Origin of the sequence: Bradyrhizobium valentinum (genome assembly GCF_001440405.1) — a bacterium.
Classification (GTDB): domain Bacteria; phylum Pseudomonadota; class Alphaproteobacteria; order Rhizobiales; family Xanthobacteraceae; genus Bradyrhizobium; species Bradyrhizobium valentinum.
In genome coordinates, this window is record NZ_LLXX01000025.1 from 15597 (window position 1) to 31144 (window position 15548).

Here is a 15548-nt window from a genome sequence, read left to right on the forward strand (position 1 = left end):
CATCCGCCTCAGCCAGCCTGTTTTACGCGCATGTACCACTCGACCAACCGGCGGACTTGCCGCTCGGTGTAGCCGCGCTCGACCATGCGCGCGACAAAGTCGTCATGCTTCTTCTCGGTCTCGCCGTCCTTCTTCGAGCCGAAGGATATCACGGGCAGCAGATCCTCGACCTGGGAGAATATCCGCTTCTCGATCACTTCCCGGATCTTCTCATAGCTGGTCCACGCCGGATTCTTGCCGCTGTTCTGGGCCCGCGACCGCAGCGAGAACTTCACCACCTCATTGCGGAAGTCCTTGGGATTGGCGATGCCGGCCGGCTTTTCGATCTTGGTCAGCTCCTGATTGAGCAGATCGCGATCGAGCAGTTGTCCGGTGTCGGGATCCTTGAAATCCTGATCCTCGATCCAGGCATCGGCATAGTCGACGTAGCGATCGAACAGGTTCTGGCCGTAGTCCGAATAGGATTCGAGATAGGCCTTCTGGATCTCATGCCCGATGAATTCGGCATAGCGCGGCGCCAGTTCGGCCTTGATGAACTCGAGGTAACGCTTCTCGACCTCGTCGGGAAGCTGCTCGCGCCGGATCGCCTGCTCCAGCGTGTACATCAGATGGACCGCGTCGGCACCGACCTCATTGGTGTCATGGTTGAAGGTCGCAGCGAGTACCTTGAATGCGAAGCGGGTCGAAGCGCCGTCCATGCCTTCATCGACGCCGGCCGCATCCCTGTATTCCTGAACGCTGCGCGCCTTCGGATCGGATTCCTTCAGGCTTTCACCGTCGTAGATCCGCATCTTGGCGAACACGGTCGAATTCTCATGCTTGCGCAACCGCGACATCACCGAGAAGCGCGCCAGCGTTTCCAGCGTGGCCGGGGCGCACGGTGCGTTGGCCAGTTCGGAGCCCTGGATCAGCTTCTCGTAAATCTTCTGCTCTTCAGTGACGCGCAGGCAATACGGCACCTTGATGACGCAGATACGGTCGATAAAGGCTTCATTGTTCTTGTTGGCCTTGAAGCTTTGCCATTCGGCCTCGTTGGAGTGCGCGAGAACGACGCCGGTGAACGGGATCGCGCCGATGTTCTCGGTCCCGATATAGTTGCCCTCCTGCGTCGCCGTCAGCAGAGGATGCAGCATCTTGATCGGCGCCTTGAACATTTCGACGAATTCGAGAATGCCCTGGTTCGCGCGATTGAGGCCGCCCGAATAGCTGTAGGCGTCGGGATCGTTCTGGGCGAAGGTCTCCAGCTTGCGGATGTCGACCTTGCCGACCAGTGACGAGATGTCCTGGTTGTTTTCGTCGCCGGGCTCGGTCTTTGCGACCGCGATCTGGCGCAACCGCGACGGCTGGATCTTGGCGACGCGAAATTGCGAAATGTCGCCGCCGAAGGATTCGAGGCGCTTATAGCACCACGGGCTCATCAGTCCGCTGAGGCGGCGGCGCGGAATGCCGTACTTCTCCTCGAGCATCGGCCCGAGCGAATCCGGATCGAACAGGCCGAGCGGGCTTTCGAACACGGGACTGAGTTCATCGCCCGCCTTCAGCACGTAGATCGGATGCACTTCCATCAACGACTTGAGGCGCTCGGCAAGCGATGACTTTCCGCCACCGACTGGGCCAAGCAGATAGAGTATCTGCTTGCGCTCTTCGAGACCCTGAGCCGCATGGCGGAAGAACCCGACGAGGCGCTCGATCGTGTCTTCCATGCCATAGAAGCCGGCGAAGGCCGGATAGAGCCGCATCGTGCGGTTCAAGAAGATACGGCCAAGGCGAGGGTCCTTGGCCGTGTCAATCATCTGGGGCTCACCGATGGCAGCTAGCAATCGTTCGGCTGCATTGGCATATCGCATCGGATCGCTTCGACACGAGTCCAGATATTCCGCCATCGACATATCGGTCTGGCTTCGTGCTTCGAAGGACCGGGCGAAAGCATTGAACAGAGAATCGTTGTACATGATCCGTCTCTCCATGGTCACCTGTAAATGCCGGACGCACCACTAGAGTTCCAGTGTCGGAGCGTCACAGCTTCCGTTCGCGAATCACAATCAGCACATGCACTGATTGGACACGCGAGCGACTTCACAATGCAATGCAATAGTCGTGCTAAGGGCCTTCACCTCGTAAAGATACGGTGCCATTTCGCCAGCGTTGTAGCCGTGCTGCAACATTTTCACCGGGCAACTACTGAGTAGCATGTAGGGGATTTTTCGGGGAATCCGAGTAGGGGCGCGCCTCCAATCTGCGTCGGGGCTGGCTAGCCCGAGGCGGCAAAGGCAGCAATCCGGGGCTCTGAACCGGGGATAAACGCCGCCTTTATCGCGCATTCAGGCCCTTGAGCGGGCCGCGCTGACGCAAAATGGCCAAATATCCGTCAGGGCAGCGGCAGACTGCGCGTTTGAACGCACCCGGCGCCACCTGCAACTAAAGTTACATGCCGCGCGTTTAATCCGAGTCTGCCATGAAATCTGTCTGGATCGTCGCCGCCATTGCCTCCGTCGTCGGAGCCAATGCCTGCCACGCCGAGGGCATCGACAAAGCCAAAACCACCGCCTTCGATGCCCGAATGTTCGGCGGCCCGCTCAGCCAAAAGACCTATGCCTGCTTCGTGCGTCGTTATGACGCCAACCACCTTGCACAGCATCCGAAGCAGAAAGTCAGCACGATGAAGCTGCTGGTGACGGCGGAGGACGCGCCGGAAGACAAGACCGTCAATTATTCGTTCCGCCTCGGCTTCAAATATCGCCACCGCGCGGGCAATTTCGATTCCAGCGGCTACTGCAGTCACATTGTCGCCGAAAACACCGGTGGCGAAATTCGGCTAGGCTGCAGCATCGATTGCGAAGGCGGCGGCATTGAAGTGGCGATGAAGGGCGACAAATCCGCGCTGATCCGGCTGGAGCGGATCAGGATCTGGGAGCGCAACAAGGCCGACGAGGATGCCAGCAATGATCTGGTTGCCGGCGCCGACGACAAGATCTTCCGCGTCGACCGCGCGGACTTGCGCGAATGCGCCGAGCTTGTGACCGATCGCAAGAAGCTTGCCGCACTCAGGCGCAAGTGAGCCACACTATTCAGCCACACTATTCAGCCTGGGAGAACGCCATGCATCGACGCAATATCCTGTGGGGCGCGATTTCGGCGCTCAGTGCAGCACTTGCCGCCTCTCGCGCCAGCGCGGCAGCGCCTCCGGCAAAATTGAAAGTGGTCTATCACCTCAACGACCTCGACAGGGTCAGCTTCGTCCTCGGCAACATCCAGAACCATCTCGACGGCGTCGGCGGTCCCGACCATGTCACGATCGCGCTGGTGGTGCACGGCCAGGCGTTGCGGGCGTTTCATTCGGCTTCCGCCAATCCCGATCTTTCCCGGCGCGTCGGTCAATTCTCCAAAGCCGGCCTGGAGTTCGCCGCCTGCGGCAACACCATGAAGTCGCAGAATGTCACGCTGAAGGATTTGCTGCCGGGCTTCATTGCTGCCGACAAGGGCGGCGTGGTGCGAATCGCCGAGTTGCAATCGCAGGGCTATCTTTACCTGCGGCCTTGAGGCCCTCCCGATCGACGTGAACATTTCACGTCGATCCCTCATTTGAGCGACCTGGTCGCCGTACTTTCGCCCGCTCCCACGCCGACATGCGGGTCGTGTCCCCCTGCAACCGCTCGCGGAATGCTTTGCGCAAGAACCCTCAAATGCACGCCGATGCCGGCCGCTTCTGCCGTGGCCGAGCCAAGGACGATCAGGCCGCACAAAGCGCGAAGCAGCCCGGGGCGGGAAACGACGGCGCATCACGGACCCCTTCACGACTTCGTGCTTGCGCCCGTTGGCGTCGCCATTCCGAAATCCGGTTCGAGCGATCCGGCAGTATCAAGCAAGCCCGGCAAGACCAGCCATTTTCGGGATCGAACCGGTGCTAATGGCGTTATCGTCCCGGCCAGCCTCATTCCATCCGGCTGCGCGCCCAACCAAATATTGACTTTCCGGCCCTGCCCCCGAAAGCTGCCGGAAACCCAGAAATCGACCGATCGAACAGAACAGGCATCATGAATCCCGTCAAAGCACTCGAAAACCACGGCCAGGCGGTCTGGCTGGACTTCCTCGCCCGCGGCTTCGTCGCCAAGGGCGACCTCAAGGCGCTGATCGACACCGACGGCGTCAAAGGCGTGACGTCGAACCCCTCGATTTTCGAAAAGGCGATCGGCAGTTCGGACGAATATGACCGCGCGATCGGCCACGCCCTGCAAGGCGGCGACCGGCCCGTCGCGGACCTGTTCGAGACGCTCGCCGTCGAGGACATCCAGAACGCCGCCGACGTGCTGCGCCCGGTTTACGACCGCTTGAACGGCGGCGACGGTTTCGTCAGCCTCGAGGTCTCGCCCTATCTGGCGATGGACGCCAAGGGGACCATCGCGGAAGCCGAACGGCTCTGGAAGGACGTCAAGCGGCAGAATTTGATGGTGAAGGTACCGGCCACGCCGGAGGGCCTGCCCGCGATCGAACATCTGATCGGCGAAGGCATCAGCATCAACATCACGCTGCTGTTCTCGCAAGACGTCTACCGTGAGGTGGCGGAGGCCTATATCGCCGGCCTTGAAAAATACGTCGCCGAGGGCGGCGATCCCGCGCCTGTCGCCAGCGTCGCGTCTTTCTTCGTCAGCCGCATCGATACCGCGGTCGACAAGCAGCTCGACGAGAAGATCGCAAAAGCCAATGACCCCAGCGAGAAGGAGCGGCTCAGCGCGCTGAAGGGCAAGGTCGCCATCGCCAACGCCAAGCTTGCCTATCAGGACTACAAGCGGCTGTTCGCAGGGCCCCGCTGGGAAAAGCTCGCGGCCAAGGGCGCCAAGCCGCAGCGGCTGTTGTGGGCATCCACCGGCACCAAGAACAAGGACTACAGCGATGTGCTGTATGTCGAGGAGTTGATCGGCCCCAACACCGTCAACACCATGCCGCCGGCCACGCTCGATGCATTCCGCGACCATGGCAAAATGAGGGACAGCCTCGAGGAGAATATCGAGGACGCAAGGCGTCTGCTGGAAGAGCTCGAAAAATCCGGCATCTCGCTCGACGCCATCACCACCGAGCTGGTCAGGGACGGCGTCAAGCTGTTTGCGGATGCCGCCGACAAGCTCTACGGCGCAGTCGCGCAGAAGCGTGCGACCTCGCTTATAGGCGGCATCGACCGGCAGCAACTCTCGCTTGGCGAGGGTATCGGGAAGGCCGTCGAGAAAACCACCGAGGACTGGCGCGCTTCCGCCAGGATCCGCCGCCTGTGGCAAAAGGACAAATCGATCTGGACCAATGACGACGAGAACAAATGGCTGGGCTGGCTGAACAGCCCGGCCGCCGCAGATATCGGCAATTACGAGGATTTTGCCCAGCGCGTGAAGGGGCAGAATTTCAGCGACGCCGTCGTGCTCGGCATGGGCGGATCGAGCCTCGGGCCGGAGGTACTGGCGGAAACCTTTGCCAAGAAATCCGGTTTCCCGAAGTTGCATGTGCTGGATTCCACCGATCCCGCGCAGGTGCGCGCGATGGAGGATACGGTCGATCTCGCCCGCACGCTGTTCATTGTCTCCAGCAAATCGGGCGGCACCACCGAGCCGAACGTGATGAAGGATTACTTCTTCGATCGCGTCTCCAAGACCATCGGTGAGCACAAGGCCGGTCATCGCTTCATCGCGGTCACCGATCCCGGCTCGTCGCTGGAGAAGACGGCGATCAGCCAAGGCTTTGCCCGCATCTTCCATGGCGATCCCACGATCGGCGGACGCTATTCCGTGCTGTCGCCGTTCGGACTGGTGCCGGCGGCTGCCGCCGGTATCGACGTTCGCACCCTGCTCACCCACACACTGGCGATGGTGCGCTCCTGCGGCGCCGACGTGCCGCCGCATGAAAACCCGGGCGTGCAGCTTGGGCTGGCGATGGGACTCGCCGGCCTCGAAGGCCGCGACAAGGTAACGATTACCTCGTCGGAGAAGGTCGCCGATTTCGGTGCCTGGGCCGAACAACTGATTGCCGAATCCACCGGCAAGGAGGGCAAGGGCCTGATCCCGATCGACGGCGAGCCTCTCGGCGATCCGTCGCTCTATGGCAACGACCGCTTCTTCATCGACATCCGGACCGAAGGCGAAGACGATGCCTCGCATGACGACAGGCTCAAAGCGCTCGAGGCGGCCGGACATCCCGTCGCCCGGATCGTCATGAAGTCGATCGACCATATCGGTCAGGAGTTTTTCCGGTTCGAGATGGCTACCGCCGTGGCGGGCGCGATGCTCGGCATCAATCCGTTCAACCAGCCGGACGTGGAAGCGGCCAAGATCAAGACCCGCGAACTAACCGGCGCGTTTGAGAAGACCGGCTCGCTGCCTGCGGAAACGCCGGTGGTCTCGACCGACGAGGCCGATCTCTACACCGATGAGCACAACGCGGCCGAGCTGCGCAAGGCCGGCGCCGACGGCACGCTCGGCTCCTGGATCAAAGCGCATCTTTCGCGCTCGGACAGCGGCGATTACGTCGCCCTGCTCGCCTATATCGCACGCAATCCCGGCACGATCGGCTCGCTGCAAAAAATGCGGCTTGCGGTGCGCGACAAGCATCATCTCGCGACCTGCGCCGAATTTGGCCCGCGTTTCCTGCACTCCACCGGCCAGGCCTACAAGGGCGGTCCCGACAGCGGCGTGTTCCTGCAGATCACGGCCGACGATGCCGAGGATCTGCCGGTGCCGGGCCAGACGGCGAGTTTTGGTATCATCAAGGCGGCGCAGGCGCGCGGCGATTTCGACGTGCTCACCGAACGTGGGCGGCGCGCGCTGCGCATCCATCTCAAGGGCGACCTCGGATCGGGATTGTCTGCGCTGGATGCCGCGATCACGGAAGCGCTCAGTTAGGAAGTCAGGCTATGCAACTCGGCATGATCGGCCTCGGCCGGATGGGCGGCAACATCGTCCGCCGGCTGATGAGGAACGGCCACACCGCCGTGGTCTATGACAGGGACGCCAAGGCGGTCGCCACGCTTGCGGCGGAAGGTGCAGCGGCTGCGAATTCGCTGGAAGATTTCGTGGCGAAACTCGAAAAGCCGCGTATCGCCTGGGTGATGCTGCCGGCAGGCCCGATTACCGAGGCGACCATCGAGGCGCTGGCAAAGCTGATGCAAGCCGGCGACGTCATCATCGATGGCGGCAATACGTTCTGGCAGGACGACGTCCGACGTGGGGCGGCGTTGAAAGCAAAAGGGCTGCACTACCTCGATGTCGGCACCAGCGGCGGCGTCTGGGGCATCGAGCGCGGCTATTGCATGATGATCGGCGGCGACAAGCCGGTGGTCGACCGGCTCGATCCCATCTTCAAGACTTTGGCTCCGGGCGTTGGCGATATCCCGCGCACGTCCGGACGTGAAGGCCGCGACCTGCGCGTTGAGCAGGGCTACATCCACGCCGGTCCATCCGGCGCCGGACACTTCGTCAAGATGATCCACAACGGCATCGAATACGGCCTGATGCAGGCCTATGCCGAAGGTTTTGACATCCTGAAGAATGCCAACATCGAAGCGCTGCCGCCACAACATCGCTTCGAGTTCGATATCGCCGATATCGCCGAGGTGTGGCGGCGCGGCAGCGTGATCCCGTCCTGGCTGCTCGACCTCACCGCATCCGCGCTCGCCGAGAACCAGACGCTCGATAATTACTCCGGCTTTGTGGAGGATTCCGGCGAAGGCCGCTGGACCGTCAACGCCGCGATCGACGAAGCCGTGCCGGCGGAAGTGCTGACGGCGGCGCTCTACGCACGCTTCCGTTCGCGCAAGGATCACACCTTTGCGGAAAAGATCCTGTCCGCGATGCGGGCCGGCTTCGGCGGCCACAAGGAGCCGCCGAAAAAACCTGACACGAAGGCCTGAGCAGCCATGGCAGTCGGTCAAACAGCACAGAAGAAACCCGATCCCTGCTCCTTCGTCATTTTCGGCGTGACCGGCGATCTCGCGCACCGCCTGGTCGTCCCTGCCCTCTATAACCTCGCGGCGGCCGATCTGTTACCGGACAACTTCTGCGTGGTCGGTATCACGCGCGAAGGGATGGCGAGCGACGCGCTTCGCGACAATCTGATGAAAGGCCTGCGAGAGTTTGCGACCCGCCCAGTGGACGATAAGATCGCGCGGCGCCTGCTCGAATGCGTCACCTGCATCGAGGCCGACCCAAAGCGTCCAACGTCGTTCGATGCAATGAGCAAGCAGCTCGGCGAACTTGAAGCTGCGCGAAACACCGGTGGCAACAGGCTGTTCTATCTGGCGACCCCGCCCAACGCATTCCTGCCGATCAGCCGCGAGCTTGGCCGCACCGGCATGCTCGCCGAGAACGGCGCGTGGCGGCGGCTGGTGGTGGAAAAACCGTTCGGCACCGATCTCGCCTCCGCAAAGGCGTTGAACGGCGAATTGCTCAAACTCGTCGATGAGCACGAGATCTACCGGATCGATCACTATCTCGGCAAGGAGACGGTGCAGAACATTCTGGTGCTGCGCTTCGCCAACGGGATGTTCGAGCCTATCTGGAACCGCAACCACATCGACCACGTACAAATCACGGTCAACGAACAGCTCGGCGTCGGTCATCGCGGCAGCTTCTACGACCAGACCGGCGCGCTGCGCGACATGGTGCCGAACCATCTGTTCCAGCTTTTATCGCTGGTCGCGATGGAGCCGCCGATCCGATTCGACGCGCATTCGGTGCGCACGGAAAAGGCCGACGTGCTCGCCGCGATCCAGGCCCAGAGCGAGACCGAGGCGTTGCGCAATTCGGTGCGCGGCCAGTATCTGGCTGGCCGGATCGGAAATACCGAAATCGCGGACTATCGCAACATTGAAGATGTCACATCCGGCAGCACGACCGAAACCTATGTGGCGCTGAAGCTGGTCATCGACAACTGGCGCTGGGCCGGCGTTCCCTTTTACCTGCGCACCGGCAAGGCGCTCGGCGTCAAGCGCACGGAAGTCGCGATCAAGTTCAAGCAGGCGCCGTTCGCGATGTTCAACTGCACGCCGGTGGAACGGCTGGCGCAAAACTACCTCGTGATTGGTGTCGCCCCCAACGAGGGCATCGCGCTGCAGTTCAACACCAAGGTACCCGGCCCCTCGATCCTGATCGACGGCGTCGAAATGAAGTTTCGCTACAAGGATTATTTCAAGGCGGAGCCCTCGACCGGCTACGAGACGTTGATCTATGACTGCATGATCGGCGACAACATCCTGTTCCAGCGCGCCGACAGCGTCGAGGCCGGCTGGAAGGCGGTGCAACCGTTTATCGATGCCTGGAGGAAGGCGGGAGCCGACGGCTTGAAGACCTACACGGCCGGCAGCGAAGGCCCGGGGGAAGCGAACGAACTGCTGACCCGCGACGGCCGAAGCTGGCGAAAGCTCGGGTGAGCGATGGCAGCGAATGACAATCGCCATGTGATTGCGGTCACCGATGGGGCGGCGATGGCGGCGACCGCCGCCGAGCATTTGCTGGCCAGAACGGCTGCCAACAGCGGCCGCGTGGCGATCTGCCTGACCGGCGGATCGAGCCCGAAGCTGCTTTATCAACTGCTCGCAACCGAGGCCTATCGGAGCCGGATCCCCTGGGAGCGCGTGCACTGGTTCATCGGCGACGAACGCTTCGTGCCGGCGGACGATCCGCTCAACAACATGGGCATGGCGCAAACGATTTTCCTCAATCAATGCGCGCCGACAGCGAACATCCATCCGATTCCGACCGCGACCGCCGACCCCGCCGATCCCGACCGGGGCGCCGCGCTTTACGAACGGGAATTGCAGTCGTTTTACGGGGCAGACACGCTCGACCAAGCGAGGCCCCTGTTCGACCTCGTGCTGATGGGCGTCGGTCCCGACGGCCATACGGCCTCGCTGTTTCCCGGCGATCCCGCGCTCGACGAGAATGCGCGCTGGGTCGTCGGCGTGCCACGGGCGAATGTCGTGCCGTTCGTTCCGCGGATTACTCTCACGCTGCCCACCCTCGCCTCCTGCCACGAAATGCTGTTCGAGGTTTCTGGCCGGGACAAGCGGGCGATCTTGACGCGCCTGTTCGCAGGCGAGAACCTGCCCGCCAACCGCGCGCAGTCCTCCGGCGAGACGACCTGGCTGGTCGACCGGGAAGCGCTTCCGGGGGATTTTGGTGGGCAGTAAGACTCCTTGTGCGCTGGTGGTGATGGGCGTTTCCGGCTCGGGCAAGAGCACCATCGCCGATCATCTCGCCGGACGACTCGGCTGGCGCTACGAGGACGGCGACAGGTTTCACCCGCCGGGCAACGTTGCGAAGATGAGCGCCGGCCATCCGCTCACCGACGAGGACCGCTGGCCATGGCTGCAGGCGATTGCCGACGAGATCGACCGCGTCTGCACATCCGGCGCGCACGTCGTGATCGCCTGCTCGGCGCTGAAGCGCGCCTATCGTGACGTCCTCGTGCACGGCCGCGACGATGTCAGGATCGTTTTTCTCGACGGCATGCAGGATCTGATCGCGGCCCGCCTTGCGGCACGCAAGGGCCATTTCATGCCGCCCGGCTTGCTCGCCAGCCAGTTCGGGACGCTGGAGCGGCCCGGCTCGAACGAGCGGCCGATCATTGTATCGATCGATGCGCCGGTTGAGGCGATCGTAGACGACATCGTCAGCCAATTGAACCTGGTTCCCCAATGACCCGTATTGCGCTTGTTGTTTCCGACGTCGACGGCACCCTGTTGACGAAAGACAAGATCCTGACCGACGGCGCGAAGGCAGCCGTGCGCAAGCTGCATGCGGCCGGCATCGGCTTCACCATCGTTTCCAGCCGGCCGACCATCGGCATGGGTTTTCTGATCGAATCGCTTGCGATCACGCTTCCGGTCGGCGCCTTCAACGGCAGCTCGATCGTCGACGCCGGGCTCAAGCCGATCGAGCAGCATTTGATCGGACCGAGCGTAGCCCAGCGCAGCCTCGACGTGCTCAATGCGTTCGGCGTCGATATCTGGCTGTTCACGAACGATCGCTGGTACACGCGCAATCCCGACGGCGAGTACGTCCCGCACGAGAAGCGCGCGATCAAGGCCGATCCGACCATCATCGACGATTTCACGCCGCATCTCGCAGAGACCTGCAAGATCGTGGGCGCCAGTTCGGACGCGGCGCTGTTGCAGCGCTGCGAGGCGGCGATGGGGGAAGCCGTCGGCGCGGAGGCGACCGCGGTCCGCTCGCAGACCTATTATCTCGACGTCACGCCGCCCGGTCACGACAAGGGCACCTTCGTGGACACGATGACCACGCAGCTCGGCATTTCTGCCGAAGCGGTGGCGACCATCGGCGACATGGAGAATGATCTTCCGATGTTTGCCCGAAGCGGCGTTTCGTTTGCGATGGGAAATGCCGCCGACGGCATCAAGCAGCGTGCGACGCATGTGACCGACAGCAACGAGCGCGATGGATTTGCGCGCGCGATCGATGCGATTCTGAAGAACTGACGACGCCTCGACCGTCGGTCGTCGAAGCACGAGGTCGCCAAGCGGCGCGCCGGAATGACGGCGAGTTTATTTCGATCGCTGCATCGCCGGCTTCTCGGTCGGTTTCTCTGCCGCGCTGAGATTATGCGCGGTGTTGATCAGCGCGATGTGCGTCAGCGCCTGCGGGAAATTGCCGGTCTGGCGGCCGGCGGCCGTATCGTACTCCTCGGCCAAGAGGCCAAGGTCGTTGGCGATCGCAACAACGCGGGCGAACAGCTCTTGCGCCTTGCCAAGCTCGCCCGCCAGCACATAGGCGTCGGCGAGCCAGAGCGTACAGGCCAGGAACGCGCCTTCGGCAGGTTGCTTCTCCACCTCGCGGGGATCATGCCGCAGCACAAAGCCGTCGCGCATCAGATGCCGTTCGACCGCTGCAACCGTGCCGCGGACGCGCGGGTCTTCGGGCGGCAGAAACCCTACCGACGGCAGCAGCAGGATGCTGGCATCGAGCATTTTTGAGCCGTAAGATTCGACGAAGGCGTTCAGCCCGGGGTCGAAGCCTTTCGAGCAAACGTCGAGGTGAATGGCGTCGCGCAGCACGCGCCATTTCTCGAGCGGCGCCTTGAGGCCGAACGTCTCGGCGCTCTTGATGCCGCGGTCGAACGCGACCCAAGTCATCACTTTCGACGAAACATAGTGCCTGCCCGCGCCGCGGCGCTCCCAAATGCCGTGATCCGGCTGGTCCCATCGTTCGGCAAGGTGCTGCAGCACGGCGCATTCCAGCGACCAACTGGTTTCATCCAGTTCGAGCTTGGCGGTGCGCCACTGATGAAAGGCGTCGATCAATTCGCCGTAGACGTCGAGCTGCAATTGCGCGTGCGCAGCGTTGCCGACCCGCACCGGCCTTGCGCCTTCGTAGCCGGGCAGCCATACGGCCTCCCATTCCAGGAGACGCCGCTGGCCCATGATGCCGTACATGATCTGCATGTTGGCCGGCGAGCCCGCCGCCGCCCGCAACAGCCATTGGTGCCAGGCGAACGCTTCCCCGGTATAGCCCGAATTCATCAGCGCCAGCAGCGTGAAGGTGGCGTCGCGCAGCCAGCAGAAGCGATAGTCCCAGTTTCGGGCGCCGCCGAGCTTCTCCGGCAGCGAGGTCGTTGGCGCGGCGACGATGCCGCCGGTCGGCGCATAGGTCTGCGCCTTCAGCGTGATCAGCGAGCGCATCACGAGGTCGCGGTACTCGCCCCGATAGGTGCAACGGCTGCACCATTCGGTCCAGAACGCTTCGGTATCCTTCAACGCATATGAAGGATCGATCGGCTTGGGCACGGGCAGATGCGAGGGGCTGTAGGTGAGCACGAAAGGAACGTTGTCGCCTTCGCCGACCTCGAAATCGGCAACCGTCGTCAGGTCCTCGCCGCGGGTCTCAACCGGCGTCCGCAACACCGTCATGTCCTGCCCGCAGATCGCGAGCAGCGCCGAACCGTCCTCGTTTCTCTTGACCCAGGGAGTATCGATGCCGAAGCCGAAGCGGATCACCAGTTGCATGTGCATCCTGACCCGGCCGCGAACGCCGCGCACCAGCCGCACCACGTCGGAGGCGTTGCCGCGCGGTGGCATGAAATCGATCAGGTCGACCGCGCCGCCGGCCGTCTCGAACCGGGTCTGAAGGATCAGGGTGTCGTCCCAATAGCGGCGCGAAGTGGTGGTCACCTCCTCAACCGGCGCGATCAGCCAGCGGCCGTGCCTTTCGGTGCCGAGAAGCGCGGCAAAGCAGGCGTCGGAATCGAAGGCCGGCCAGCACAGCCAGTCAATCGAACCGTTCCGGCCGACCAGCGCCGCGGTCTCACAATCGCCGATCAGCCCATAATCTTCGATACGGCACGGCAAGATGCTTCACCATTGTAGCGGGATGGCATTTCTTCGAACCGTCATCCCGCTCTACCTTTATCCTGGAGCATGATCTCGGGACAAACGCTTCGCGTTTGTCCCGAGGGAAAACCGGCAACCACTTTTCCGGATCATATCAGAGCGCGGCGCGCGATCGCTCGTGGGTTGCCGCCTTGAGCGCGACGACGTCGACCTTGGATGTCATTTCCTCGATCAGTACCGGAAGCCGTCGCCGCCAGTTCGGATGCTCGTCGACAGTACCGGGGATATTGGGCTGATCGACTACATCGAGCAGATCTTCCAGCGAGATCGCGAGCAGCCGGGATTTGGTCCGCGCCAGGAAATTCGCTACCGAATAGAGATCGTTGCGATCGATGGCGTGATGACGCAGCACGTCGTCCAGCATGGCAAGTGCGTGCCAGCGCGCATCGTCGCTCTCGCCGGGATCGATCCCGAGCGAGCGCTTCAGCGTGAGATCGCCGAACGAGCGCCATCCGGCATAGGTCGAGAGATCGTGGGTGTTGAAGGTGACGAGCGCGTTGGTCAGGTAATGATCGATGTTGCGGAAGGAGCCCTGGTCGTCGCGCTCGAACATCATCACGAGATACGACCAGATGCCCCAATCGGCCATCTGGTCGCGAAACCCTTCCGGGACGGTGCCGAGGTCTTCGCCGATCACGACGCAGCGATTCGCAACGCTTTCCTGCGCGGTCACCGCGAGAAGCGCCTCGAACGGCATCTGAACATAGACGCCGTCGCGCGCACTGAAGCCCTGTGGCACCAGATAAAGCCGCTTCAGCCCGAGCACATGGTCGAGCCGGATGGCGCCGGCATGCCGCATCGAAGCGCGCAGCATGTCGCGATACGGCGCAAAGGATTGCTGCTCGAGGCCAACGGCATTGAAGCCGGCGAGGCCCCAGGTCTGGCCGGCGGTGTTGAGCGGATCGGGCGGCGCACCGACGCCGAGATGGCGGGAGATCGCGACCTGCTCGTTCCAGGCGTCGAAGCCGTCGGCCTGCACCCCGACCGCGACGTCGAGATAGAGCCCGACCTTCATGCCGAGCTTCTTCGCCAGATCGGCCGCGGCGCCCAACTGCCGGTCGGCGGTCCATTGCACGAATTCGACGAACTCGATCTCGTCGGCCTCCTCGCCCTCGCGCAACGCGGCGCATTTGGCATCGTCCGCCTGCCGCCACTCTTCCGGCCATTCCCACCACGGCTTGCCGAATTTGTGCCGCAGCACTTCGAAGCAGGCAAAGTGCGACAGCAGGGTGCCGCGCTCGGCGCGGAATTTGTCAAAATCCTGTTGGCGGCCCGGCTTGGCGTTGGCCTTGAAAGCAGCAAAGGCCCTGCGGAGCGCCCGCCACTTCAGAGCAGCGACGCCGACGTAATCGACGACATCGCCCGCCCGCAACGGTGCCAGCGCCTCGCGGGTTTCGGAATCGGGCTGAAATTCGGGAAGCTTTTCGACGTCGATATAGAGCGCGTTGAGAAACAGCCGGCTGTTCGGCGAATAGGGGCTGCAATCGCCCGGGCGATCGTCGAACAGGGTATGCAGCGGATTGAGGCCGACGCCATCGGCGCCGAGATGATCGGCGAGTTCGATCAGGCTGGCGAGATCGGTGAAGTCGCCCATGCCCCAGTTGCGCGCGGAGCGAACGCCGTAAAGCTGGGCCGCGAGCAGCCAGCAACGGTCGAACTCGCCACTAAACGCCCTTTCCGGCGCCGAGATCAGCGGTACGTCCTCGGCGGTCGTGGCGTCGCTCACCTGAAGCCGGTAGACGCCAAGCGGCACGTCCTTGGGCCAGTCGATGGCATGATCCGAACTTTTGCCCTTGGCGATAAGGCCCGAGTCCGCAACGATTTTCCACTCCGCCGGAAGCCTGACTGTTGCCGGGAGCTCGGTTCGCGACGGCCGCCCAGAACGGACCACAATCGGGTGGCCTATCAGCGGCCCCGGGGCCTGCGGCGGCAGGGCATCCAGGATAATTTTGAGAGCGGCGGCATCCGTCACACGGCGGTGACCCTGGCCGTCCAGGAACTCGGTCTGAATTCCCTGGGCTTTGGCTTGAGCAAAAAGGTCCATTCGGCACGTACTTTGCACGCAAACATCAAACCGATGTCGCGAAATTGTCCAATTACGGGAAGGAGATAGACGGTGTGTAACGCTCGGACCCACCAACGGTTCCAATGGAACCAAAGCCAGCCG

At 62.6% G+C, this 15548-nt stretch carries 11 protein-coding genes; 8 read left to right on the forward strand and 3 right to left on the reverse strand.

From position 1 onward, the window contains the following. Positions 1–8: 8 nt before the first annotated feature. Positions 9–1952: a PrkA family serine protein kinase gene (locus CP49_RS03250; protein ID WP_057848866.1), complete on the reverse strand. Its 1944-nt coding sequence runs from the start codon at positions 1950–1952 to the stop codon at positions 9–11. Positions 1953–2455: 503 nt separating this feature from the next. On the opposite strand from CP49_RS03250, the gene CP49_RS03255 reads away from it, so the two are divergent. The 8 genes from CP49_RS03255 (at position 2456) to CP49_RS03290 (ending at position 11473) form a co-directional block, all read left to right on the forward strand. Continuing rightward, positions 2456–3058: a hypothetical protein gene (locus tag CP49_RS03255; RefSeq protein ID WP_057848867.1), complete on the forward strand. Its 603-nt coding sequence runs from the start codon at positions 2456–2458 to the stop codon at positions 3056–3058. A 41-nt stretch (positions 3059–3099) separates the two neighbouring features. Further along, the gene (locus CP49_RS03260; RefSeq protein WP_057848868.1) at positions 3100–3540 is read left to right on the forward strand and encodes a DsrE family protein; all 441 of its coding nucleotides are present in this window, start codon (positions 3100–3102) and stop codon (positions 3538–3540) included. A 494-nt stretch (positions 3541–4034) separates the two neighbouring features. Then, positions 4035–6881 carry a bifunctional transaldolase/phosoglucose isomerase gene (locus CP49_RS03265; protein ID WP_057848869.1) on the forward strand — a complete coding sequence of 949 codons (2847 nt, stop codon included), beginning with the start codon at positions 4035–4037 and terminating at the stop codon, positions 6879–6881. Between the two features lie 11 nt (positions 6882–6892). Then, positions 6893–7888 (forward strand): phosphogluconate dehydrogenase (NAD(+)-dependent, decarboxylating), encoded by a 996-nt coding sequence (gnd, locus tag CP49_RS03270; RefSeq protein WP_057848870.1) that lies wholly within the window; start codon positions 6893–6895, stop codon positions 7886–7888. A gap of 6 nt (positions 7889–7894) precedes the next feature. Next, on the forward strand, positions 7895–9406 hold the full coding sequence (gene zwf / locus CP49_RS03275) for a glucose-6-phosphate dehydrogenase (RefSeq protein WP_057848871.1): 1512 nt from the start codon (positions 7895–7897) through the stop codon (positions 9404–9406). A gap of 3 nt (positions 9407–9409) precedes the next feature. Beyond that, positions 9410–10165 carry a 6-phosphogluconolactonase gene (gene pgl, locus CP49_RS03280; RefSeq protein ID WP_057848872.1) on the forward strand — a complete coding sequence of 252 codons (756 nt, stop codon included), beginning with the start codon at positions 9410–9412 and terminating at the stop codon, positions 10163–10165. A gap of 22 nt (positions 10166–10187) precedes the next feature. Then, entirely contained in the window at positions 10188–10676 is a 489-nt protein-coding gene (locus CP49_RS03285) for a gluconokinase (protein ID WP_156438019.1), read from the forward strand. Beyond that, positions 10673–11473 carry a Cof-type HAD-IIB family hydrolase gene (locus CP49_RS03290; protein ID WP_057848874.1) on the forward strand — a complete coding sequence of 267 codons (801 nt, stop codon included), beginning with the start codon at positions 10673–10675 and terminating at the stop codon, positions 11471–11473. Before CP49_RS03285 ends, CP49_RS03290 begins: the two co-directional genes overlap by 4 nt. 66 nt (positions 11474–11539) lie before the next feature. Here the strand turns inward: CP49_RS03290 and CP49_RS03295 are convergent, their stop codons facing one another. Next, a complete protein-coding gene (locus CP49_RS03295) occupies positions 11540–13339 on the reverse strand; it encodes a glycoside hydrolase family 15 protein (protein WP_057848875.1) in 1800 nt (599 codons plus the stop codon). Between the two features lie 136 nt (positions 13340–13475). Continuing rightward, positions 13476–15425, reverse strand: coding sequence for a 4-alpha-glucanotransferase (gene malQ, locus CP49_RS03300; RefSeq protein ID WP_057848876.1), 1950 nt, complete (start codon positions 15423–15425; stop codon positions 13476–13478). Positions 15426–15548 lie beyond the last annotated feature (123 nt).

What these genes read in the sequence shown, in the direction of transcription:
- pgl (WP_057848872.1), top strand. Translation starts at nt 9,410, where the DNA reads ATGGCAGCGAATGACAATCGCCATGTGATTGCGGTCACCGATGGGGCG.
- CP49_RS03285 (WP_156438019.1), top strand. Translation starts at nt 10,188, where the DNA reads ATGGGCGTTTCCGGCTCGGGCAAGAGCACCATCGCCGATCATCTCGCC.
- CP49_RS03250 (WP_057848866.1), bottom strand. Translation starts at nt 1,952, where the DNA reads ATGTACAACGATTCTCTGTTCAATGCTTTCGCCCGGTCCTTCGAAGCA.
- CP49_RS03290 (WP_057848874.1), top strand. Translation starts at nt 10,673, where the DNA reads ATGACCCGTATTGCGCTTGTTGTTTCCGACGTCGACGGCACCCTGTTG.
- malQ (WP_057848876.1), bottom strand. Translation starts at nt 15,425, where the DNA reads ATGGACCTTTTTGCTCAAGCCAAAGCCCAGGGAATTCAGACCGAGTTC.
- gnd (WP_057848870.1), top strand. Translation starts at nt 6,893, where the DNA reads ATGCAACTCGGCATGATCGGCCTCGGCCGGATGGGCGGCAACATCGTC.
- CP49_RS03265 (WP_057848869.1), top strand. Translation starts at nt 4,035, where the DNA reads ATGAATCCCGTCAAAGCACTCGAAAACCACGGCCAGGCGGTCTGGCTG.
- CP49_RS03260 (WP_057848868.1), top strand. Translation starts at nt 3,100, where the DNA reads ATGCATCGACGCAATATCCTGTGGGGCGCGATTTCGGCGCTCAGTGCA.
- CP49_RS03255 (WP_057848867.1), top strand. Translation starts at nt 2,456, where the DNA reads ATGAAATCTGTCTGGATCGTCGCCGCCATTGCCTCCGTCGTCGGAGCC.
- zwf (WP_057848871.1), top strand. Translation starts at nt 7,895, where the DNA reads ATGGCAGTCGGTCAAACAGCACAGAAGAAACCCGATCCCTGCTCCTTC.